This is a genomic window from Pseudomonas sp. ZT5P21, from assembly GCF_054897785.1.
In genome coordinates this window covers 3,933,799-3,956,392 of sequence record NZ_CM142705.1, presented here as the reverse complement: position 1 = coordinate 3,956,392, position 22,594 = coordinate 3,933,799, and the positions used below count along the sequence as shown (strand labels likewise).

Genomic DNA, 22,594 nt, shown 5'->3' with positions numbered 1-22,594 from the left:
TGACACATGTCCGGTATTGGTATCCCTATTACGTTTCCCGATGATTTTCTCGGCAAGCAAGCTCAAGCATTCGAAACGGGTGCGGTCAATCTCAAGATTGCTCTGGATAAGGCACTGGAGGATCTCAAGGCGGATGCCTCCGATCCCGGGAAGCTGGCGGCTTACCAGACCGCATTCTCGTCCTACACGGTATTCCGTAACGCCCAGACCAACACGATCAAGGGCTTCAAGGACATCGACATGGCGATCATCCAGGCGGCTCGCTGATTCCGTTTCCTTTGACTGGTCGTCGTGTCTGGCGATGGCCATTTTCATGAGTGCACTGCATGTCTATACAAAGCATTTCCCATTCGTTCATTGAACGCACTGCCGCCACTGAACTGCGCAGCCCGCAGGAAGGCCCGATCGTTTCTCTTGAAAGTCGATTGATCGAAGCGTTCGCCGGTTCGGCGGTCAACAGCGGGCAGGAAGTGTCGGCGATCAATCAACTGATGCAGAGTCCCGATATCACCAGTCCCGAAGTGTTGACGCAGCTGCAGGAGCAGGTGGGGCAATACAACGTGGACATCAACTTGCTCAACGTGTTGATCCGTAAGGCCGTGAGCACCGCCGAAACGTTGTTGCGCGCGTCATGAAGGCGGCTGCGTTGCTGATGTTCCTGTGTGTGGCGCTGCTCGGTTGCCGCCAGCCGAGTCTGCTGGAGGGGCTGGACCAGCAGCAGGCCAACGAAGTGCTTTCGGTATTGCAGCGCAACAACATCGCGGCGACGAAAGTCGACGCCGGTAAAGCCGGTTACGCAGTGACAATCAACCCGGTCGATTTCTCCGCCGCTGTCGATTTGCTCAACCTCTATTCGTTGCCGTCCAGCCCACGACTGCAAGTGGCGGAGATGTTTCCCAGCGATTCGCTGGTTGCTTCACCCAGGGCCGAAAAGGCCCGGCTTTATTCGGCGCTGGAACAGCGAATCGAACAGTCCCTGGGCCTGCTCGAAGGTGTGGTGTCGGCGCGGGTGCATGTCAGTTATGACCTGGATGCCGGTGAAGGCGGACGCAAAGCCGCGCCCATTCACTTGTCGGCCGTGGCTGTGCATGAGCGAGACATTGAGCCGCAGCTGCTGATCACCGACATCAAGCGTTTTCTCAAGAACAGTTTTGCCGCCGTCGAGTACGAAAACATCTCGGTGGTGCTGTCGCAGCGCTCGCCCACGCAGCATGTCGCGCCGTCGGTGTCTGCGACGCAGACGGATACGCGCTGGGTCTGGCTGCTGGCGTCGTTGGCAGCAGTGCTGTTGGCAGGCTGCGCGGTTGTGGGTTATCGACTGTTGAATGGGGTGCAGCGTGACATCGTGCGCTGAGCGCCTGCGGCGGATTCTCGCCGAGCCGCTGGATTATGTGCACCCTCAGCGGTTGAGCGTGCCGCCGGGGTTTGACAGTCCTGATGCACGGCGCGTACTCAATCAAATCCTTCTCGAAGGACTGGGCCAGCAAGGTCCGTGGCCGCCGGCGCCGCTGACTCCCGTCGCAGTTCAGTGGATTCGGCAGTGGCGACTATTGCCTTACATCGCAAGCCTTATGGGAGCCTGGCGACTGTTTCCACAGCTGGCACGAGGCGGGGCATTGCAGCAATTGCCGAGGTCACTACGTCACTTCGCCAGTTGCCGATCGGAGCCTCGCGCCAGCGTGCCGCTTGAGCCGTCAGCGGTGCCGCTGCAACAGGTTGAAGCCGCCGGTTTCAATGCACTGTCGAGCTTTTCCGGGTTCCTGCCGCCGCCGCTGTTCGAACGGCTGTCCCTGCAATTCTCTCCCCATGCTGTCGAACTGCACACACAGTGGCCGGTGGCAGAAACCGATACGGCTCTTTTCTTTTTGGCGGTGCAGCATGCTCGACTCCATCCGAACCCTGACTGACGTGCCGGCATCGAGTGATGCGCACGTGGCTTGCGCAGACCTCGTCGCGGCGCGTCAGCGACGCTTGTTACAACAACAGGCCCAGCGTCGGGCCCGTGAGTGTGTCGAACAGGCTCAATCCGAAGCCGAGGCGATTCGTGCTCAGGCGTTTCAAGAGGGCTATGCCAGCGGCATTGTCCGGGTCGCCGAAAACCTGGCGAACGGTTTGTTCGAGTCGCAGGCGCTCGGGGTGCAGTTGCGCAAGGATCTGGCGCAGGCCGCGCGCGAGTTGCTTCAGGACTTGCTGACTCGCAACGAATGGCTGGATGAAATGCTCGAACGGTGGCTGGCAGCGCAGTCGGACACCGAGGCGCGGTTGCAGGTGTTGCTGCCACTGCGCTGCAAACCTCAAGGTCAAGCGCTGCGCCAGCGGTTGCAGACGCTGTGGCCCGGAAGGCTGGAGCTCGACTACCAACCCGAGGAGCGCTACGTATTCCGTTTGGCTGACCAATTGCTCGAATTCGATACCGAGTCGGTCTGCCAACGTTTGGAGCCTCAGTTGTTGGTTCGGCTGGCGAATCTGCCCGAGTCGGTTCGATGCCTCGATCAGGCCTCGAAGAAGCTATTGGGTGAGCTGTGTTCGAGTTTCGGTGCGATCCCTGTACCGGTAAATCCAGCCGTTCTTCCGGAGGTGCAGGATGAAGATTGAAACGATGATGAGCACCCGCAGGCTGGAAGATATGTCTGCGGTGCAGCCCCTTGAGTCGCGCGTGTTGCAAGCGTCCGGCACTGCGTCCGACGTCAACGCCAGCAAGCGCCCGGGGCCGGACCCCGTTTTTGATGCGCTGTATGAACAGTTGCTGGCGATGGAAGGGCAGGGCGAGAAGGCCCTCTTCCAGTTCATCAAGTCACAACTTCATCCCGATGGCACGCACGTGTATCCCAATGCCAAGGCGATTATTGCCGTCACGCATAAGTTGCTGCTGCGTTTGAAAGACGAGCAACTGGATAAAACGCAGCTCTACAAAGAAATCATGGGCGTCAATGGCCGGGCTTTCAGCATCGAGATATTCATCTCAAGTTTCATGCGCGATGTGTTTCAGCCGATGGGGGACGATAGTTGGGAGAAGAGTGAGTGGTGAGATAGGGGGGCGCCGGGCTGCATACAGCCTGGCGCTCACTGTTTTCACACCTCTATAGGGATTTGTTTAGGCAGGGGTTCTCTCATTGACGTACACGGTGCCAAAGCGTGCCGCGTAAACCACTCCTCCGACCAAAGCATTGACGATATGGTCTACGTTTTCTTTGGAAATTGGCAGGGTCGAGAAAAATCTGGTTGCGGCGATGACGACGGCGATGATTACTTCGCTCACCGAGATTCGAATCGCATTAGTGGAGAGGAATTGATTGGCCGCTTGTTCAAAGGTGGGTATCCGTCCTGTCAGGGGGGCGATCCGAAAACCTTTTTTTGTTTTTTCACTCTGGAAAGCGTGCATCAGTTCGCCGCCAATCACTTGGCTGGCAACATCGGCAACGCCGTTGTAGGCGCCACGCAGAAAATCATGTCCAACCACCGGTACGAGGGATTCGACAATCTCGTTAGCCCGACTTTCGACAGATAGATTTGAACCTAGAGCCGTGTCGGTGTTCTGTTCCGCCCACACTGATAGCTGATGGGCGAACGATTGAGCCTCGCTCGGTGGCGGCTCGCGGCCCTGCGACATGACATAGCCGGGACCGGAATAGGGCGCGGTATAGTTCATCCCTGTAAAGGCCAGAAACTGAAGGACACCGTTCAGTACTCCGCTGGCATTTGTGCCTCCAAGGTTGGCTTTTGCGTTGTCAGGTATTGGGAAGAACAGGTTCACCAGATCAGTGACGAAGCTGTAGAAAGCCATTTGCGTACCGTAGGCGGCAAATGCCGGTAACGCCTGTGGCGCTGTCGCTATCAATGCTACAGCCGCCATCGACAGGGTAAGTGTGGCCAAGCGGGCGAGACGCGTTTGCAGGTTTGCCGTACCGTTCCACTCGTCTCTTAACGCGCCAAACATGTTCAACACGGGGCCGACTGCCAGGGCGATTGCGCTCATCACGTTACGTGTCAGCGGCGCTGCGGCATTGGTGAGCAAGTTTTTTTCCAGGGCGAAACCAATCAGCTGCCTGCACGTTGTGAGAGAGGCGGCAACCAAGCCCGTCCGCAGACCGGCAATCGTCAGGTTGCTGGCCCACCGTCCGAGATCACCTTCGAATTCGTTGCGTCCCAACTTGGTCAGGAATTCGCCGCATAGGTCAACGATCGTGTGGGTGCGTTGTATCATTGCGTCCACTGGGCTTCCGATTAGTGACTTTGTTGCCATGCACGCCTGAATAAGTCGTTCTGCCAGAGATCCAGGCGTCGCAGCGGCTATTGCAGCGTCAAAATCACCCGAAAGAACGTATTGAATAACCTGACAAAGGTTTCTTGAGTGTTCATCGCTGGGCATCTCGATCATCACATGGTCGAGTTCCTGAACCACACCCTCACTCACGGTTATTATGGTATCTGGACGCAGTCGAGCGACGTGTCCGCGAGGCACGTTTTGACTCAGGGCCTCGTCGATTGTTCGAGAATATGCGCAGCCTTCCACTTCAGCATTTGTGTGATTTGAACGAACTGGAGGGGCCGAACTGGCGGCATTTCCATGAAACTGGGAGGTCATTGGTAGTGTCGGGGAAACCGGCATCTGTTGTCTTCCACGGGGCTCTGCGTTATTGCAGTCGAATCGATCATTCATCCGCCGTGCGGCGGCAACTATCAAAAAACGCTCCGCACCGCCGAGGGGAATAAATCCCTTGGTTCTCGCCGCTGCCCCTCCACCCGGCTATAATCGCCGCCACTTTTCATTGCCCAGAGTCAAACCCGCCCATGTACAACCTGGCCCGTCAGCTGTTGTTCAAACTTTCCCCGGAAACCTCCCACGATCTGTCCCTGGACCTGATCGGCGCGGGCGGGCGTTTGGGGCTCAACGGCTTGCTGTGCAAGGCGCCGGCAAACATGCCGGTGAGTGTCATGGGCCTCGACTTTCCGAACCCGGTAGGGCTGGCGGCCGGTCTGGACAAGAACGGCGCGGCCATCGACGGTTTTGCCCAGTTGGGTTTTGGTTTTGTCGAAATCGGCACTATCACGCCGCGTCCGCAGCCGGGCAACCCGAAACCTCGGATTTTCCGTCTGCCGGAAGCCGAGGCAATCATCAACCGCATGGGCTTCAACAACCTTGGCGTCGATCACCTGCTGGCCCGCGTGGCAGCGGCCAAGTACAAGGGCGTGCTGGGCATCAACATCGGCAAGAATTTCGATACGCCGGTGGAACGTGCGGTTGACGACTACCTGATCTGCCTCGACAAGGTTTACGCCCACGCCAGCTACGTGACGGTCAACGTCAGTTCGCCGAACACCCCTGGCCTGCGCAGCCTGCAATTCGGCGATTCGCTCAAGCAGTTGCTGGCTGACCTGGCGACCCGTCACGCAGAACTGGCGTTGCACCACGGCAAGCACGTACCGCTGGCAATCAAGATCGCGCCGGACATGACCGACGAAGAAACCGCTCAAGTCGCGCAAGCGCTGATCGAAACCGGGATGGACGCGGTGATCGCCACCAACACCACCCTGAGCCGCGTCGGCGTCGAAGGCATGGAACACGGTGACGAGGCGGGCGGTTTGTCCGGCGCACCGGTTCGCGACAAGAGCACCCACACCGTGAAGGTGCTGGCCGCAGAGTTGGCCGGTCGCCTGCCGATCATCGCCGTGGGCGGCATCACCGAAGGCAGGCACGCAGCCGAGAAAATCGCCGCAGGTGCGAGCCTGGTGCAGATTTACTCTGGCTTCATCTACAAAGGCCCGGCGTTGATTCGCGAATCCGTCGACGCCATCGCCGCCCTGCGCTCCCACAGTTGATTTGTGTGCAGGTCGAAATTGGTTTTTTGCAGCGATAAAAAAGGGCTCCTCGAAGGAGCCCCTGGGCCGGAGCCCGCCGCCCGGATGGGGCGTGCGTGGTAAGTCGTTACGTAATAAGATTGTTGTGTCGGAGTGTGCCCCGTGTCAGCCGACGGCGTGAAGTTCGTTGAGTCTATGGATTCCCGCAGTGCCGGTCATACCGTCCCAGTTGTCGCCGCGTCCTTCTCGCCAGCCGTTGATCCAGGCTTGGCGTACCGACGGTAGAGTAAATGGGCAAAGCTCGCGGGATTTGCCACCAACGCCATATTGATATCCGCGCAAAAATGCTCTTTCCAACGGATCACGCTTAAGTCTTCTCATAGGGTATTGCCCTCACTTGTTGACTGTATGTATCGCGTTGACCTCAATCGAGGTCTGGCAGAAATGTCTGCCGTTGGGGGCTCGCTGCCGGCGTGGCGAGCCAAGGTGTTGACGTCCGTTGTGACGCCAACCTGTGTTGAGTTCTAACCAATGCGTCACATCGAGGGAATGATCTTTTTGTCATAAGAACGTAACCATAAAGATGCTATGGCCATAAGTAACACGATGTTTGCCCCGTATTAATTGGTCAAAGCCCTGTATGATCGGCCCCCCACAGAATGGTGGGGTTAATCCTTTGGTGAGAATGGCTCGTGTTGCGTCGAGGCATTATTCGACGAAGGGTCGCCTTATGACATTTTGTTGCATCAACTTTTTTATCTGCCCGTGCATCTAAGCTCTTCTAACCTGAGCAGCACGGGTGGGACGGCACACCTTCGTGCCACGCGGGCGCTCTTTTAGAAAAGCGCCTGATTGAAAACCGGGCCGGCAATGCGTTGCCGGTTCACTTAGCCAAAGGCTCTGGAATTACCATGTCCGATCGTTTCGAACTCTTCCTCACTTGCCCCAAAGGTCTTGAAGGCCTGCTGATCGAGGAAGCCATCGGGCTTGGCCTTGAAGAAGCGCGCGAGCACACCTCTGCCGTGCGCGGCATGGCGACCATGGAAACCGCTTATCGCCTGTGCCTGTGGTCGCGTCTGGCGAACCGGGTGCTGCTGGTGCTCAAGCGCTTCCCGATGAAGGATGCCGAAGACCTGTACCACGGCGTGCTCGATATCGAGTGGCAAGACCACATGCTCAACGACGGCACCCTGGCCGTCGAGTTCAGCGGTCACGGCTCGGGCATCGATAACACTCACTTCGGCGCCTTGAAGGTCAAGGACGCCATCGTCGACAAACTGCGCACCCCGCACGGCGATCGTCCGTCCATCGACAAACTCAATCCGGACCTGCGCATTCACCTGCGTCTGGACCGTGGCGAAGCGATCCTCTCCCTCGACCTCTCCGGGCACAGTCTGCACCAGCGCGGTTACCGCTTGCAGCAAGGCGCAGCGCCGCTGAAGGAAAACCTTGCGGCCGCGATCCTGATCCGTTCCGGCTGGCCACGCATTGCGGCCGATGGCGGCGCATTGGCTGACCCGATGTGCGGTGTCGGTACGTTCCTCGTCGAAGCGGCGATGATCGCCGCCGACATGGCGCCGAACCTGCGTCGCGAGCAGTGGGGCTTCACTGCATGGCTTGGTCACGTACCGGCGCTGTGGAAAAAGCTGCATGAAGAGGCCACCGAACGCGCCGCGGCCGGTCTGGCCAAGCCACCGCTGTGGATTCGTGGTTACGAAGCCGACCCGCGCCTGATTCAACCGGGCCGCAACAACGTCGAACGTGCCGGCCTGAGCGAGTGGATCAAGATCTACCAGGGCGAAGTCGGTACATTCGAACCGCGCCCGGATCAGAACCAGAAAGGCCTGGTGATCTGCAACCCGCCATACGGCGAGCGTCTGGGCGACGAGGCGAGCCTGCTTTACCTCTATCAGAACCTCGGCGAACGCCTGCGTCAGGCCTGCCTGAACTGGGAAGCGGCGGTGTTCACCGGCGCCCCGGATCTGGGCAAGCGCATGGGCATCCGCAGCCACAAACAGTATTCGTTCTGGAACGGCGCGCTGCCGTGCAAACTGTTGCTGATCAAGGTCACACCGGACCAGTTCGTCACTGGCGAGCGTCGCACCCCGGAACAGCGTCAGGTCGAGCGCGAGCAAGCTGAAATCGAAGTCGCCGACAACGATGTCACGCCGGGCAAATACGAGAAGTACAACAAGAACGGCAACCCGATCAAACCGGCTCCGGTGGTGATCGAGCAACCGCGCTTGAGCGAGGGCGGGCAGATGTTTGCCAATCGCCTGCAAAAGAATCTCAAGGCGCTGGGCAAGTGGGTCAAGCGTGAAGGTATCGACTGCTACCGCGTCTACGATGCCGACATGCCGGAATACTCCATGGCCATCGACCTGTATCAGGATTGGGTTCACGTCCAGGAATACGCCGCGCCGAAATCCATCGATCCGGAAAAAGCCTCGGCCCGCATGTTCGATGCCTTGGCGGCCATTCCGCAGGCGTTGAACATCGACAAGAGCCGCGTGGTGGTCAAGCGCCGCGAGCGTCAGAGTGGCACCAAGCAGTACGAACGACAGGCGGCGCAGGGCAAGTTCGTCGAGGTCAACGAAGGCGGTGTGAAGCTGCTGGTCAACCTCACCGACTACCTCGACACCGGGTTGTTCCTCGACCATCGGCCAATGCGTATGCGCATTCAGAAAGAGGCGGCCGGCAAGCGCTTCCTCAACCTGTATTGCTACACCGCGACCGCCAGCGTCCACGCCGCCAAGGGTGGCGCGCGCAGCACCACCAGCGTCGACTTGTCGAAAACCTACCTCGACTGGGCGCGTCGCAACCTGTCGCTGAACGGTTTCTCCGACAAGAACCGTCTGGAGCAGGGCGACGTGATGGCCTGGCTCGACGCCTGCCGTGACGAGTACGACCTGATCTTCATCGACCCGCCAACGTTCTCCAACTCCAAACGCATGGAAGGGATCTTCGACGTGCAGCGTGATCAGGTGCAATTGATCGACCTGGCCATGGCACGACTGGCGCCGGGGGGCGTGCTGTACTTCTCCAACAACTTCCGCAAGTTCACCCTTGAGGAAAATCTCACCGAGCGTTATGCGGTCGAGGAGATCACGGCCCAGACCATTGATCCGGATTTTGCTCGCAACAGCAAGATCCACCGCGCCTGGAAAATCACGGCACGTTGACACTTTCCAGCATTGGATCCACAGAGCCTTGATTTTTAAAGGCTCTTGGCTTCTTTCAGTGCTGGTCAAATTGATGGCTAATAGCTATAAATCAACCCATGGCCAATGGGCTTTTCCGGCACCTGGCGTTTTGAGTTGCCTCTATGTCGTTGCACGCCGTGCGCCCAAAGATCCTGGGTTTTATCAGTGAAGACGTCTCGGCCTGGCTGGTCGCGCTGTTGGTATTGATCGTCGGCGGAGTTCTCACGGGGCTGCTGGCCTGGTCGACTCTGAATCTGTTTCACCAGCAATTGCGCCAACGTTTCCAGCTGCTGGCCAGCGAACGCTACAGCCGTATCGAAGAGCGTTTCGAAGATCAAGAGCAGCGCCTCGACGGCCTGCGCCGGTTCTTCACCAATTCCGATACGGTCGACCGCGAGGAATTCAACGGTTACTCCCAACCTCTCCTGCACCGAACCCAGGCCTATTCGTTTGCCCGGCGGGTCAGCGCCGCCGAGCGCGCAGAATTCGAACGCCAGGTACGTGAAGAAGGTTTATCCGATTTCAGCATTCGTGAGCTCAATGCCGACGGCCAGCTGCAATTGGCGGCCGAGCGGGATGAGTACGTGGTGGTGCTGTACAGCCAGACGCAAAGCCGGCTCGGCGCGCCGTTGGGTTACGACTTGCTGGCGCAACCGCTGCGCCGTTCCACCCTCGAACGGGCCGACCAGAATGCCAGGATGGCGGTGTCGCAGCCGATGCACCTGGTCAGTATCGAGCCGGCCTATGCACGGGGCGTGCTGCTGGTTGCACCGGTGGTATCGCGCAACAGTCCGCAGACTAAACCCTACGGCTACGTGATGGCGGTGATCAGCATGCGTCAGTTGCTGGCCGACGGCCTGCCGGAGGCGAGCCGCGATTATCTGTCGGTGCGCATACTCGACTTGTCCACCGACGATCAGCACGAAGTGCTCTATGAATCCCCCAACGGGCCTGCCGCCAGTGAGTTGGCCGCGACCCGGCTGCTGCGGCTCGCCGATCACAACTATCAAGTCGATATCCAGCCCAGCGAGGCCTTCCTGCGAGCCAACCACTCTTCGGTGACCAGCGTGGTGGTACTGGGTGGCTTGCTCAGCCTGATGCTCAGTGCGCTGCTTTATGTGCTGGTCAGTCAGCGTCAACGGGCGTTGAGAATGGTCGAGCAACGGACCCAGGAGTTGCGCGCCCGTGAGCAGGAACTGCGCGGCACCCATGGTCAGTTGCGCGGCGTGCTGAATGCCGCGACTCAGGTGGCGATCATCGCCACCGATCTGCGCGGCATCATCCGCACGTTCAACGCCGGGGCGGAGCAGATGCTCGGCTATTCCAGCCTGGAAGTGGTGGGGCACATGACTCTGGAAAACCTGCACCTGCCCGGGGAGCTGCTGGCGCGCTCGGCGGAATTGAGCGTGCGATACGGCAAGCCGATCCCGACCTGCCAGGCGATGTTGGTCGAGGGCGGCGAGGAGGGCGGTCACGAGGCGCGGGAGTGGACGTTGGTTCGAGCCGACGGCAGCCATTTGACGGTGAACATGCTGGCGACACCGGTGCTTGACGAGCAAGGGCTGTGGGTCGGGCACCTGGCGATCTGCATCGACGTCACCGAGCGCAAGCGGGTGTATGAGGCGCTCGCCGCACGGGATTTGCTGTTGAAGAAACTCAGCGCCCATGTGCCCGGCGGAATTTACCAGTTCAAGATGGAGTTCGACGGACGCTTCAGTGTGATCTACGCCAGTGATGGCATTCGCGAAATCTATGAGCTCGAACCGGATGTGATGCTGCTCGACGCTGAAGCGATTTTCACCCGGATTCATCCCCAGGACACCACCCGGGTTCGCGCCTCCATCCGCGCCTCGGCGGACACGCTCAGCCCGTGGCGCGAGGAATATCGAGTGCAGTTGCCGACTCGGGGGCTGCGCTGGGTCCGTGGCGAAGCGACCCCGGAGGAACTGCCCGGTGGCGGCGTGCTCTGGCATGGCTACATTTCGGACATCTCCGACCGTAAACGGGTGGAAGAAGAGTTGCGGGCGCTGTCGATTACTGACTCGCTGACCGGGATCTACAACCGCCGTTACTTCCAGGAGCGCCTGACCACCGAAATGGCCCGGGTCGAGCGCGGTGGCGGCGAGTTGTCGGTGATCATGCTCGACATCGACCACTTCAAACGCATCAATGACCAGCACGGTCATGCGGTGGGCGATCAGGTGTTGCAAGTGGTTTGCGAGCGTATTGGCCATCGGTTGCGGCGCACCGACGTGTTCTGTCGCTTGGGCGGTGAGGAGTTCATGGTGCTCTGCCCGGACATCGACGGCGAAAAGGCCTATGTACTGGCGCTGGAGTTGTGGCAAGGCTTGCGCAGTTCGCCGATCGACGACGTCGGAATCGTCACCGCAAGCTTCGGGATCGCCAGTTGGCGGGTCGACGAGGGCGCGGATGCGCTGCTGCTGCGGGCAGACTCGGGGGTTTATGCGGCGAAGCAGGCGGGACGGGATCGGGTTCAGGGCGAGATGAGTTAAAAAGGGCTGTACGCCGATCCCCTGTAGGAGCAGCCGGTCGACGCTCGATTGCTCGCGATGAACCTGAGGACACCACGGGACGTCAGGCTTCCCGCGTCATCGTTAACATCCATCGCGAGCAATCGAGCGTCGACCGGCTGCTCCTACAGGGGATCTGCAGTGTCTTACAACACCGAGGCGGTATCAGGCAGTTTCGGCTGGCGATACAGGTCCAGCAGCACCTGATCCAGCACCGACGACGCACCAAACGGGGCCTTGTCGTTGAGGATCGCCACCACCGCCCAGGTGTTGCCATTGACGTCGCGGCTGAAACCGGAGATCGCGCGCACGGTGTTCAGGGTGCCGGTCTTGACGTGCGCCTCACCGCGCATCGCGGTGGTCTTCAGGCGTTTGCGCATGGTGCCGTCGGTGCCGGCAATCGGCATCGAGCTGATGAACTCGGCGGCGTATGGGCTGCGCCACGCGGCTTGCAGCATCGCGGCCATTTCCCGCGCACTCACACGCTCGGCGCGAGACAGGCCGGAACCGTTCTCCATTACCAGGTGCGGCGCGGTGATGCCTTTTTTCGCCAGCCACTGACGCACCACACGCTGGGCCGCTTTGGCGTCGTCGCCGTCGGCATCGGTGCGGAATTTCTGGCCCAGGCTCAGGAACAGCTGCTGAGCCATGGTGTTGTTGCTGTATTTGTTGATGTCGCGAATGATTTCCGCCAGGTCTGGCGAGAAGGCGCGAGCCAGCACCTTGGCGTCTTTTGGCGTAGGTGCCAGAACATCCTTGCCCTGAATGCTGCCACCCAGTTCTTTCCAGATCGCTCGGACCGCGCCCGCTGTATAGGTCGCGTGGTCGAGCAGCGACAGGTAAGTCTGGGAGCTGCAGCCATCGCCCAACTGACCGCCGACGGTCACGTTCACGGTGCCATCGGCCTGGGTCACCGGGTTGTAGCGCACGCCACCCGTGCATTGCTTGGAGTTGACGGCCTTGACCTGATTCTCGATACGGATGCTGGAAATCGGCGGTTCGACCGAGATCAGCACCCGACCGTTGTCGTTGCGCGCGACGAAGCGCAAGGCCTTGAGGTTGACCAGCAGCGAATCGGGTTTGACCAGGAACGGTTTGTTCTCGTCATTGCCGTCATCGTTGAACTCGGGCAATTGCGGTTGCACGAAAAAGCCGCGATCCAGCACCAGGTCACCGGTGATTTGCGTCACGCCGTTGGCACGCAGGTCGCGCATCAATAGCCAGAGTTTTTCCATGTTCAGCTTCGGATCGCCGCCACCCTTGAGGTAGAGGTTGCCGTTGAGGATGCCGCCGCTGAGTGTGCCGTCGGTGTAGAACTCGGTTTTCCACTGGTGGTTCGGGCCGAGCATTTCCAGCGCGGCGTACGTGGTTACCAGCTTCATGGTCGACGCGGGGTTGACCGAGACGTCAGCGTTGAAAACGGTCGGGGTGCCGGGGCCGTTGAGCGGGATCATCACCAGCGACAGGGCGTTGTCCTGCAACTTGCTGGCCTTGAGGGCTTTTTCAACGTTGGGCGACAGCGCGGTGTTGATGGTAGCGGCAGAAACGGGGAGGGCCAGGGGGAGAAGAAGGCTGGCCAGCAACAGTGGACGCAAAGATTTGATCATCTGAAATAAAACCCTACAGCCGAGGGGGAAAAAGACGAGGGCATGAAGATAATTTCCCTCAGTGGTCATGAAAGTGTCGGCATTATGCCCCAAGGTGTAGCGGCTTGTGCCGTGCCCGGGTCGTCTAATCCGCTATTTTTTACCGACGGTAGCGTGTCGCGCCCAGAGAATCGGGCAATTGGCAGCTTAAACTGCTAAAGTGCCGCCCGTTATTACTTATGAGGATTGTTCCAATGGCGACTAACCGTTCCCAGCGTCTGCGCAAAAAACTGTGCGTCGATGAATTTCAAGAGCTGGGTTTCGAGCTGAACCTGGATTTCAAAGAAGATTTGGCTGATGAAGCCATTGATGCTTTCCTCGACGCGTTCCTGAAAGAAGCCATGGAAGCCAACGGTCTGGGTTATGTTGGCGGCGACGACTTCGGTCTGGTTTGCCTGCAGAAACGCGGCTCGGTGTCCGAAGAGCAGCGTGCTGCTGTTGAAGCCTGGCTCAAAGGCCGCAGCGAACTGACTGAAGCAACCGTCAGCCCGCTGATCGACGTCTGGTACCCGGAAAAGCCGATCAATCCGGTAGCTTGATGTCATGGCTTGATGTGAAAAAAGAAGCGGCGACCCGAGGGTCGCCGTTTTTTTATGTCTGCGTTTTCCGCCAGTTCAGAATCACCAGCGTCAACACCCCCGCCACAATCCCCCAGAATGCCGAACCGATGGAAAACAGCGTCAGCCCCGACGCCGTGACCATAAAGGTGATCAGAGCCGCTTCACGTTCCTTCACTTGCGCCATGGCAATGCTCAAGCCATTGATGATCGAACCGAATAACGCCAGCGCTGCAATCGACAGCACCAGTTCTTTGGGCAACGCGGCAAACAGCGCCGCCAATGTCGCGCCGAACACCCCGGCGATCCCGTAGAAAATCCCGCACCAGACCGCCGCTGTGTAACGCTTGTTGCGATCCTCGTGCGCATGCGGGCCGGTGCAGATCGCCGCGCTGATGGCGGCCAGGTTGATCCCGTGGGAACCGAAGGGCGCCAGCAGTAACGAAGCGATGCCCGTGGTAGTGATCAAGGGCGAGGCCGGCACGGTGTAACCGTCTGCGCGCAGTACGGCGATGCCCGGCATGTTCTGCGACGTCATCGCCACCACGAACAGCGGGATGCCGATGCTGATGGTCGCGGCCAGGGAGAAGTGCGGCGTGGTCCAGACCGGTGTCGCCACTTCCAGGTGGAATGCGCTGAAATCCAGCAGCCCCATGAACCCTGACAACGCCGTGCCGATGAGCAATGCAGCGAGTACTGCATAGCGGGGCGACAGGCGCTTGATCACCAGATACGTGAAGAACATCCCCACGACCAGCCCGGTGCGATGCTGGGCGGCGACGAAAATTTCGCTGCCGATCTTGAACAGAATCCCCGCCAGCAACGCCGCGGCCAATGACGCTGGAATCTTTTTCACCAGGCGCTCGAAGCTGCCGGTCAAACCACAAACAGTCACCAGCACCGCGCAGGTCATGTAAGCGCCAATGGCTTCGCCGTAGCTCACACCGCCCAGGCTGGTAATCAGCAAGGCTGCGCCGGGTGTCGACCAGGCGATGGTGATGGGCGTGCGATAACGCAGGGACAGGCCGATCGAGCACACCGCCATGCCGATGGAAATCGCCCAGATCCACGACGAAATCTGACCGCTGGTCAGCCCTGCCGCTTGTCCGGCCTGGAACATCAGCACCAGGGAGCTGGTATAGCCGGTCATCATCGCGATGAACCCGGCGACGATGGCCGAGGGCGAGGTGTCGGCCAGTGGGCGGAGCTGCGAGTGCGTGGCGTCGTTCATGACAGCGGTGTTCCTTGTTCTGATAAAGATGTCGAATCAACGCTGAACCCTGTAAGTGCAGAGCTTGCTCGCGAAGGCGGTGGATCAGTCGACATGAATGTGGAATGTTAAGCCGCCTTCGCGAGCAAGCTCAGCTCCTACACGGAATTGCGTTCAGGCTGCGGATTCTGGGTTAAAGCCTAAACTCAAACGTAAGCAATCGTTGCGATACAGCCGAGGCGGCAAACGGCCGTACAGTCGTGTTGCCACCGACCATTGTGTACAATCGCGGTGTTTTTTACGCGATACTTGCCAGCGACCCACTGTGGCGTATTACAGTCACGGTCAATTCGCCGCAGTTCTCCCGACTCGAGTGCCCATGAACGAACAGTTGCAGCCCCTCAAGAAACAACCGCGAGCAGGCAAAGCCGGCCGCAGCGGCACCCAGGACGATATTGTCTACGCGCATATCTTCGAGGCCATCCTCGAACAGCGCCTGGCGCCCGGCACCAAGTTGAGCGAAGAAGCGCTGGGGGAAATTTTCGGGGTCAGTCGCACCATCATTCGCCGCGCACTGTCGCGCCTGGCCCATGAAGGCGTCGTTCTGCTGCGTCCGAACCGTGGCGCCGTGGTTGCCAGCCCGAGTGTCGAAGAAGCGCGGCAGGTGTTCCTCGCCCGGCGTCTGGTCGAGCGTGCGATCACTGAACTGGCGGTGCAACACGCCACCGCCGAGCAGATCGCCGAATTGCGCCAGATGGTCAACGACGAACGCGACAGCTTCTCCCGTGGCGATCGCGGTGCCGGTATCCGTCTGTCGGGCGAGTTTCACCTGAAACTGGCCGAAGCGGCGAGGAATGCGCCGCTGATCAGCTTCCAGCGCAGCCTGGTTTCCCAGACCTCGTTGATCATCGCGCAGTACGAAAGTGGCAACCGTTCACATTGTTCCTACGACGAGCACACCCAACTGATCGACGCCATTGAAGCGCGCAACGGCGAGCTGGCAGTGAACCTGATGATGCATCACATGGACCACATCGACAGCAAACTCAACCTCGACGAAGAAAGTGCTTCGGATGATCTGCACGCGGTGTTCTCGCATTTGTTGCAGACCAAGAAGCCTGGGCGCTCGACCGCCAAGCTCTAAGTAAGACCGAACCGCGCCATCGCGAGCAAGCTCGCTCCCACAGTGTCTGATGATGGTCGCAAAATTGCATTCCACCTCGAACTCGGTGGGAGCGAGCTTGCTCGCGATAGCAATCTGACAGGCAATAAAAATCCCCCGGGTTGAACAGCAACGGGGGATTTTTATTGCCTGTAAAAATTACCGCTGATGCACCTGATTTCCCGCCGCATAAGTCTGCAAAACAGTCCGGTCATCCCCCAGCGTCATCAACACAAACAGCGTCTCGGCAATGTTGTTCGCCTGCTTCAAGCGATAGCTCAGCAACGGCGTAGCGTTGTAATCCAGCACCAGGAAGTCCGCATCAGTACCCGGCAGTAACGTGCCGATCTTGTCTTCCAGCCGCAGCGCACGCGCACCGCCGAGGGTCGCCAGGTACAGCGATTTGAATGGGCTCAGGCGAGCACCTTGCATCTGCATGACCTTGTACGCTTCGTTCAGGGTTTGCAGCAGCGAGAAACTGGTGCCTCCACCGACGTCCGTGCCCAAACCGACATTCAGCTTGTGCTTCTCGGCCATCGGCAGATTGAACAGACCGCTACCGAGGAAGAAGTTAGAGGTCGGACAGAAGGCAATTGCAGAACCGGTCTCCGCCAGTCGTGCGCATTCATCGTCGCACAGGTGCACGCCGTGGGCGAACACCGAGCGCTCGCCCAGCAAATGGTAGTGATCGTAGACATCGAGGTAACCCCTGCGCTCCGGAAACAGCGCCTTGACCCACTCGACTTCCTTGAGGTTTTCGCTGATGTGGGTCTGCATGTACAGGTCCGGATATTCGCTCAGCAACTGTCCAGCCAGGGCAAGCTGTTCCGGAGTGCTGGTCGGGGCGAAGCGCGGGGTGACCGCATAGTGCAACCGACCCTTGCCGTGCCAGCGCTCGATCAGCGCCTTGCTTTCCACGTAGCTGGATTCGGCGGTATCGGTCAGGTAGTCCGGTGCGTTGCGGTCCATCATCACCTTGCCGGCGATCATCCGCAGGTCCAGCTGTTCGGCGGCTTCGAAGAACGAGTTCACCGACTGCGGGTGCACGCTGCCGAAGACCAGCGCGGTGGTAGTGCCGTTGCGCAGCAGCTCCTTGATGAAGATGTCGGCGACTTCATCCGCATGCGCCTTGTCGGCGAACTGGCTTTCACACGGGAAGGTGTAGGTGTTGAGCCAGTCCAGCAACTGCTCGCCGTAGGCGCCGACCATGCCGGTCTGCGGCAGGTGGATGTGGGTATCGATGAAGCCCGGGGTGATCAGCGCGTCCTGATAATGAGTGATCTCGATATCGGCGGGCAGGGTCGGCAGCAATTCGCTGGCGTGGCCGAGCGCACTGATCTGGCCGTTATCAACCACCAGCAACCCGTCCTCGAAATACTCAAAGGAAGCTTCGATGCCCACTTCGGCGGGGTCGGCGATGCTGTGCAGAATGGCGGCGCGGTAGGCTTTGCGAGTCAAAGGCATGGGGCTCTCAGTTTGTCAGTTCGAGGCTTGGCTGCGGCGTGAGGCAGGCAGCAGTTTGGCGATCGACGATCCGGCACTGGCGGTTTGCTGGCCGAAATTCGCGTTATAGGTGGCGATGATTTCGCCGGCGATGGAGATGGCGATTTCAACAGGCAACTTGCCTTTGACTTCGCCGAGGCCCATCGGGCAGCGCATGCGTTGCAGCACGCCGCTGTCAAAACCGCGGTCACGCAGGCGATGTTCGAACTTCACCCGTTTGGTCTTCGAGCCGATCAGGCCGAAGTAGGCGAAGTCGTTGCGCTTGAGGATCGCGGTGCTGAGTTCGAGGTCGAGCTGGTGATTGTGGGTCATGACGATGCAGTAGCTGCCGGCGGGCAGGTCGTCGATTTCATCCACCGGTTCTTCGGCGACGATTTTGCGTACGCCGTGGGGGATCTGTTCCGGGAACTCGTCTTCCCGCGAATCGATCCAGCGTACCCGGCACGGCAGGCTGGCGAGCAGCGGCACCAGTGCGCGACCGACATGGCCGGCGCCGAACACGGCGATCTGCGCCTGCATCTGGCCCATCGGTTCGAACAGCAACACGGTCACGCCACCGCAGCACTGGCCGAGGCTGGCGCCGAGGCTGAAGCGCTCCAAATGGGTGTCCTGTTTGCCGCTGGCGAGCATCTCGCGACCGATCTGCATGGCCTTGTATTCCAGATGCCCGCCACCAATGGTGTCGAAGGTCTGAGCGGCGCTGATGACCATTTTCGAACCGGCATTGCGTGGCGTCGAGCCGAGCTCTTCGATGATGGTCACCAACACGCAGGGTTCACCTTGGGATTGCAGGTCGGCGAGGGCGTCGATCCAGTTGTACATATTCACCTCAACATCTCTGTTGTCTGTCAGTCCGCCATCGCGAGCAAGCTCGCTCCCACATTGGATTGTTGGCGTTCACAAAAACCTTGGGGAGCGAGCTTGCTCGCGATAGCCGCGCCTCGGTCTTAGTGCGAAGCCAACTCCGGCTCAACCTCGGCAGCCTTCGCCGCCTTCAACTGTCGCATCTGTTCACACCCCCACAACACCCGTTCCGGGGTCGCCGGCGCATCGATTTTCGGTTGATGTTTGTAATCACCCAGACTCGCCACGGCGTCCTTGATCGCACACCACGACGCGATGCCGAGCATGAACGGCGGCTCGCCTACCGCCTTGGAATGGAACACCGTGTCCTCCGGGTTCTTGCGGTTTTCCACCAGCCTCACCCGCAGGTCCAGCGGCATGTCCGCAACCGCCGGGATCTTGTAGCTCGCCGGTCCGTTGGTCATCAGCTTGCCCTTCGCATTCCAGACCAGCTCTTCCATGGTCAGCCAGCCCATGCCCTGGATGAAGCCACCCTCGACCTGTCCGATGTCGATCGCCGGGTTCAGCGAGGCGCCGACGTCGTGGAGAATGTCGGTGCGCAGCATTTTGTATTCGCCAGTCAGGGTATCGATGATCACCTCGCAGCACGCTGCACCGAACGCGTAGTAGTAGAACGGCCGGCCCCGCGCCTGGCTGCGGTCGTAGAAGATTTTTGGTGTCTTGTAGAACCCTGTGCTCGACAACGAAACCTGGGCGAAATATGCCTGCTGGATCAGCGCTTCAAAGGTCAGGATGTGATCGCGTACCCGCACGTGACCGTTGTGGAATTCCACGTCTTCTTCGCTGACCTTGTAATGGCGCGCGGCGAATTCCACCAAGCGTTTCTTGATGATCTCAGCCGCGTTCTGCGCCGCTTTACCGTTCAAGTCAGCGCCGCTGGACGCGGCGGTCGGCGAGGTGTTCGGCACCTTGTCGGTGTTGGTCGCGGTGATCTGCACGCGGTCCATTTCCACCTGAAAAACTTCCGCCACAACCTGCGCGACTTTGGTGTTCAGGCCTTGGCCCATTTCGGTGCCACCATGGTTCAGGTGGATGCTGCCATCGGTATAGACGTGGACCAGAGCGCCGGCCTGATTAAGGAAACTGGCGGTGAAGGAAATACCGAATTTAACTGGCGTCAGCGCCAGGCCTTTTTTCAGGATCGGGCTGTTGGCGTTATAGCGACGGATCGCTTCACGGCGCTCGGCGTACTGGCTGCTTTCTTCCAGTTCGGCGGTCATTTCCTCGAGCATGTTGTGCTCGACGGTCTGGTAGTAATGGGTGACGTTGCGCTCGGTCTTGCCGTAGTAGTTGGCCTTGCGCACGGCCAACGGATCGAGGGCCAGATGGCGGGCAATCGCGTCCATCACTTCTTCGATGGCGACCATCCCTTGCGGGCCGCCAAAACCCCGGTAAGCGGTGTTCGACGCGGTGTTGGTCTTGCAGCGATGACCGTTGATGGTCGCATCGCCCAGGTAGTACGAGTTGTCGGCATGGAACATCGCGCGATCGACAATCGACGCCGACAAGTCCGGCGAGCAGCCGCAGTTGCCGGCCAGTTCCAGTGCAATGCCGTGCAAGCGACCGGTGCTGTCAAATCCGACGTCGTACTCGACGTAGAACGGGTGACGCTTACCGGTCATCAGCATGTCTTCAACGCGCGGCAGACGCATTTTGGTCGGCTGGCCGGTGAGGTGCGCGACGACGGCGCACAAGCAGGCCGGGCTCGCGGCCTGGGTTTCCTTACCGCCGAAACCACCGCCCATGCGGCGCATGTCGACGACGATCTTGTTCATCGAAACGTCCAGAACCTCGGCCACCAGTTTCTGCACTTCGGTCGGGTTCTGCGTCGAGCAGTAGACGATCATCCCGCCGTCTTCAGTCGGCATCACCGAAGAGATCTGGGTTTCAAGGTAGAAGTGTTCCTGGCCGCCGATGTGCAACGTGCCTTGAATGCGATGTTCAGCTGTTGCCAGTGCGCCGGCTGAATCGCCGCGCTGGTGAGTGTGGCTGTCGAGCACGAAGTGGCGCTTGCGCAGGGCTTCGACCACGTCCAGAACCGGTTCGAGGTCTTCGTATTCGATGATTGCGGCCATGGCGGCTTTGCGTGCGGTTTCCAGATCTTTCGCCGCGACGGCAAGTACTGGCTGACCGACGAATTGCACGTCATCAATGGCCAGTAATGGATCACCCGGCAGCAGCGGACCGATGTCTTTCAACCCCGGCACGTCTTCATGAGTAATGGCGATGCGCACGCCCTCAAAGGCGTAACACGGCTTGGTATCGATGCTGATGATTTTCGCGTGGGCGCGATCCGACAGCCGAGCGTAAACGTGGAGCTGATTAGGAAACTCCAGGCGGTCATCGATGTACTGCGCTTCACCGGACACATGCTTGGCGGCGCTGTCATGCTTGACGCTGCGGCCGACACCGGTAGTCAGGTCCTTGGCGAACAGTTCAGCCAGTTCGGCTTGGGTCTTCTCTACAGCGTGATGATTAGACATAAGCAGTCACCCGAGTCTCGATGTGCGGCGTTTGCAGTTCGATGAAGTATTTGCGCAACAGGTTCTGAGCGCTGAGCAGGCGGTATTCCTTGCTGGCGCGGAAGTCCGAGAGCGGCGTGAAATCTTCGGCCAGTGCGGCGCAGGCGCGTTCGACGGTGGCATTGTTGAAGGGCGCGCCGAGCAACACGGCTTCGCAGTTGTTGGCTCGTTTCGGGATGGCAGCCATGCCGCCAAACGCCACGCGGGCATCAGCGATCAAACCGTTGTCGATGCGCAGATTGAACGCCGCGCACACCGCGGAAATGTCATCGTCCAGACGCTTGGAAACCTTGTAGGCGCGAAACAGTTGTTCGACGCTGGCACGCGGCACGATGATCTTCTCGATGAACTCGCTTTCCTGGCGCGCAGTGACGCGGTAATCGATGAAGTAATCTTCCAGGGCCATGGTGCGGCGGGTTTCGCCCTTGCACAAAACGATCTGCGCACCCAACGCGATCAGCAGCGGTGGCGAGTCACCAATGGGCGAGGCGTTGCCGATGTTGCCGCCGAGGGTGCCCTGGTTGCGGATCTGCAAGGAAGCAAAGCGTTGCAGCAATTCGCCGAAGTCCGGGTACTCGGCCTTCAAGGTTTCATAGCAGTCGGAGAGGGCGGTGGCGGCGCCGATTTCCAGGCGATCACCGAAGCGTTCGATGCGCTTCATCTCGGCAACGTTGCCGACGTAAATCATTACCGGGAGGGTGCGGTGGAACTGGGTGACTTCCAGCGCCAGGTCCGTACCGCCGGCCAGCAGCCGGGCTTGTGGGTAAGCGTCGTAGAGGTCGGCCAGATCGGCGACGGTCAGTGGCACCAGGCAGCGCTTGTCGCCAGTGTTGAGTTCGCCGATGTCGGTGGGGGCGATGGCCTTCAGGCGCGCAATGGTCTCGGTTTCGCGGGCATCGAACTGGTCGGGTTGCGGACCGCAGCAGGACTGTTCGGCGGCAGCGAGGATCGGCCGATAGCCGGTGCAGCGGCAGAGGTTGCCGGCTAGCGCTTCATGGGCTTTATGCGAGTCCGGCTGATCACTGTTCTTCTGCAGCGCAAACAGCGACATCACAAAACCGGGGGTGCAGAAGCCGCACTGCGAGCCATGGCACTCGACCATGGCTTTTTGCACGCTGTGCAGCTCGCCCTGGTGCTTGAGGTCTTCGACGCTGATCAGTTGTTTGCCGTGCAGCGACGAAACGAACGTCAGGCACGAGTTGAGGCTGCGATAGCGAATGTGTTCGCGGCCATCGTCATCCGTTTGCAACTCGCCGACCACCACGGTGCACGCGCCGCAGTCACCGCTGGCGCAGCCTTCTTTGGTGCCGGGTTTGCCCACATGGTCGCGCAGATAATTGAGCACGGTCAGGTTCGGGTCCAGGGCGTGCTCGCTACGGAGTTCCTGGTTTAGTAAAAACTGGATCACGGAAGGCCTCGCAGACTCATTATTGTTGTTAACCGACTTGAACCGAATTTATCAGGTCTGACTTTCCGGTCAATGATTTTCTGACTTTAAGGTCAAGAACTGCTGTTATGTCGATCAACGACTCGTTCCTTCATTATTGACCCTCGCGGGATCGCCTGCTTTTTTTGCTGGATTCGTGCCAAAAACCGC

19 protein-coding genes are annotated in these 22,594 nt (G+C 59.6%); 11 read left to right on the top strand and 8 right to left on the bottom strand.

The window, feature by feature from the left end; all coding sequences use genetic code 11:
* Positions 1-6 precede the first annotated feature (6 nt).
* From sctF to ACYZT9_RS18300, 6 genes are read left to right on the top strand one after another with little or no spacing between them, the layout of a single operon-like run.
* Positions 7-267: a type III secretion system needle filament subunit SctF gene (gene sctF / locus ACYZT9_RS18325; RefSeq protein ID WP_462006793.1), complete on the top strand. Its 261-nt coding sequence runs from the start codon at positions 7-9 to the stop codon at positions 265-267.
* 59 nt (positions 268-326) lie between these two features.
* On the top strand, positions 327-635 hold the full coding sequence (gene sctI / locus ACYZT9_RS18320; RefSeq protein ID WP_462006792.1) for a type III secretion system inner rod subunit SctI: 309 nt from the start codon (positions 327-329) through the stop codon (positions 633-635).
* Positions 632-1,354, top strand: coding sequence for an EscJ/YscJ/HrcJ family type III secretion inner membrane ring protein (locus tag ACYZT9_RS18315; RefSeq protein WP_462006791.1), 723 nt, complete (start codon positions 632-634; stop codon positions 1,352-1,354). Before sctI ends, ACYZT9_RS18315 begins: the two co-directional genes overlap by 4 nt.
* Positions 1,338-1,907, top strand: coding sequence for a secretion system protein (locus ACYZT9_RS18310; RefSeq protein ID WP_462006790.1), 570 nt, complete (start codon positions 1,338-1,340; stop codon positions 1,905-1,907). Before ACYZT9_RS18315 ends, ACYZT9_RS18310 begins: the two co-directional genes overlap by 17 nt.
* Positions 1,879-2,595, top strand: a complete 717-nt coding sequence (locus tag ACYZT9_RS18305; protein ID WP_462006789.1) for an oxygen-regulated invasion protein OrgB — start codon at positions 1,879-1,881, stop codon at positions 2,593-2,595. Before ACYZT9_RS18310 ends, ACYZT9_RS18305 begins: the two co-directional genes overlap by 29 nt.
* On the top strand, positions 2,585-3,028 hold the full coding sequence (locus tag ACYZT9_RS18300; protein ID WP_462006788.1) for a hypothetical protein: 444 nt from the start codon (positions 2,585-2,587) through the stop codon (positions 3,026-3,028). Before ACYZT9_RS18305 ends, ACYZT9_RS18300 begins: the two co-directional genes overlap by 11 nt.
* Before the next feature lie 66 nt (positions 3,029-3,094).
* Here the strand turns inward: ACYZT9_RS18300 and ACYZT9_RS18295 are convergent, their stop codons facing one another.
* Entirely contained in the window at positions 3,095-4,402 is a 1,308-nt protein-coding gene (locus ACYZT9_RS18295; RefSeq protein WP_462006787.1) for a hypothetical protein, read from the bottom strand.
* 389 nt (positions 4,403-4,791) lie between these two features.
* Here ACYZT9_RS18295 and ACYZT9_RS18290 point away from each other — a divergent pair, with 389 nt between their 5' ends.
* Positions 4,792-5,820 (top strand): quinone-dependent dihydroorotate dehydrogenase, encoded by a 1,029-nt coding sequence (locus ACYZT9_RS18290; RefSeq protein WP_462006786.1) that lies wholly within the window; start codon positions 4,792-4,794, stop codon positions 5,818-5,820.
* Between the two features lie 144 nt (positions 5,821-5,964).
* Here ACYZT9_RS18290 and rmf read toward each other — a convergent pair whose 3' ends face one another.
* Positions 5,965-6,180 (bottom strand): ribosome modulation factor, encoded by a 216-nt coding sequence (gene rmf, locus ACYZT9_RS18285; RefSeq protein WP_003223300.1) that lies wholly within the window; start codon positions 6,178-6,180, stop codon positions 5,965-5,967.
* A 530-nt stretch (positions 6,181-6,710) separates the two neighbouring features.
* On the opposite strand from rmf, the gene rlmKL reads away from it, so the two are divergent.
* Both rlmKL and ACYZT9_RS18275 read left to right on the top strand, forming a co-directional pair.
* Positions 6,711-8,981, top strand: coding sequence for a bifunctional 23S rRNA (guanine(2069)-N(7))-methyltransferase RlmK/23S rRNA (guanine(2445)-N(2))-methyltransferase RlmL (rlmKL, locus tag ACYZT9_RS18280; RefSeq protein WP_462006785.1), 2,271 nt, complete (start codon positions 6,711-6,713; stop codon positions 8,979-8,981).
* Between the two features lie 143 nt (positions 8,982-9,124).
* Complete coding sequence (locus ACYZT9_RS18275) at positions 9,125-11,515, top strand: sensor domain-containing diguanylate cyclase (RefSeq protein ID WP_462006784.1); 2,391 nt, start codon at positions 9,125-9,127, stop codon at positions 11,513-11,515.
* 164 nt (positions 11,516-11,679) lie between these two features.
* Here ACYZT9_RS18275 and dacB read toward each other — a convergent pair whose 3' ends face one another.
* The gene (gene dacB / locus ACYZT9_RS18270; protein WP_462006783.1) at positions 11,680-13,140 is read right to left on the bottom strand and encodes a D-alanyl-D-alanine carboxypeptidase/D-alanyl-D-alanine endopeptidase; all 1,461 of its coding nucleotides are present in this window, start codon (positions 13,138-13,140) and stop codon (positions 11,680-11,682) included.
* Between the two features lie 233 nt (positions 13,141-13,373).
* Between dacB and ACYZT9_RS18265 the strand changes: the two genes are divergently transcribed.
* Positions 13,374-13,718: a YggL family protein gene (locus ACYZT9_RS18265; protein WP_007896965.1), complete on the top strand. Its 345-nt coding sequence runs from the start codon at positions 13,374-13,376 to the stop codon at positions 13,716-13,718.
* A 52-nt stretch (positions 13,719-13,770) separates the two neighbouring features.
* Here the strand turns inward: ACYZT9_RS18265 and ACYZT9_RS18260 are convergent, their stop codons facing one another.
* Complete coding sequence (locus ACYZT9_RS18260; RefSeq protein WP_462006782.1) at positions 13,771-14,967, bottom strand: benzoate/H(+) symporter BenE family transporter; 1,197 nt, start codon at positions 14,965-14,967, stop codon at positions 13,771-13,773.
* A 358-nt stretch (positions 14,968-15,325) separates the two neighbouring features.
* Between ACYZT9_RS18260 and ACYZT9_RS18255 the strand changes: the two genes are divergently transcribed.
* Positions 15,326-16,090 carry a GntR family transcriptional regulator gene (locus ACYZT9_RS18255; RefSeq protein WP_462006781.1) on the top strand — a complete coding sequence of 255 codons (765 nt, stop codon included), beginning with the start codon at positions 15,326-15,328 and terminating at the stop codon, positions 16,088-16,090.
* 177 nt (positions 16,091-16,267) lie between these two features.
* Here ACYZT9_RS18255 and guaD read toward each other — a convergent pair whose 3' ends face one another.
* The 4 genes from guaD to xdhA all read right to left on the bottom strand — a co-directional run bounded on the left by guaD (position 16,268) and on the right by xdhA (position 22,405).
* Positions 16,268-17,572, bottom strand: coding sequence for a guanine deaminase (gene guaD / locus ACYZT9_RS18250; protein WP_462006780.1), 1,305 nt, complete (start codon positions 17,570-17,572; stop codon positions 16,268-16,270).
* Positions 17,573-17,587: 15 nt separating this feature from the next.
* A complete protein-coding gene (xdhC, locus tag ACYZT9_RS18245; RefSeq protein WP_462006779.1) occupies positions 17,588-18,433 on the bottom strand; it encodes a xanthine dehydrogenase accessory protein XdhC in 846 nt (281 codons plus the stop codon).
* Positions 18,434-18,558: 125 nt separating this feature from the next.
* Positions 18,559-20,958: a xanthine dehydrogenase molybdopterin binding subunit gene (xdhB, locus tag ACYZT9_RS18240; protein ID WP_462006778.1), complete on the bottom strand. Its 2,400-nt coding sequence runs from the start codon at positions 20,956-20,958 to the stop codon at positions 18,559-18,561.
* Positions 20,951-22,405: a xanthine dehydrogenase small subunit gene (gene xdhA, locus ACYZT9_RS18235; RefSeq protein ID WP_462006777.1), complete on the bottom strand. Its 1,455-nt coding sequence runs from the start codon at positions 22,403-22,405 to the stop codon at positions 20,951-20,953. The genes xdhB and xdhA overlap by 8 nt, the downstream gene beginning before the upstream one ends.
* Positions 22,406-22,594 lie beyond the last annotated feature (189 nt).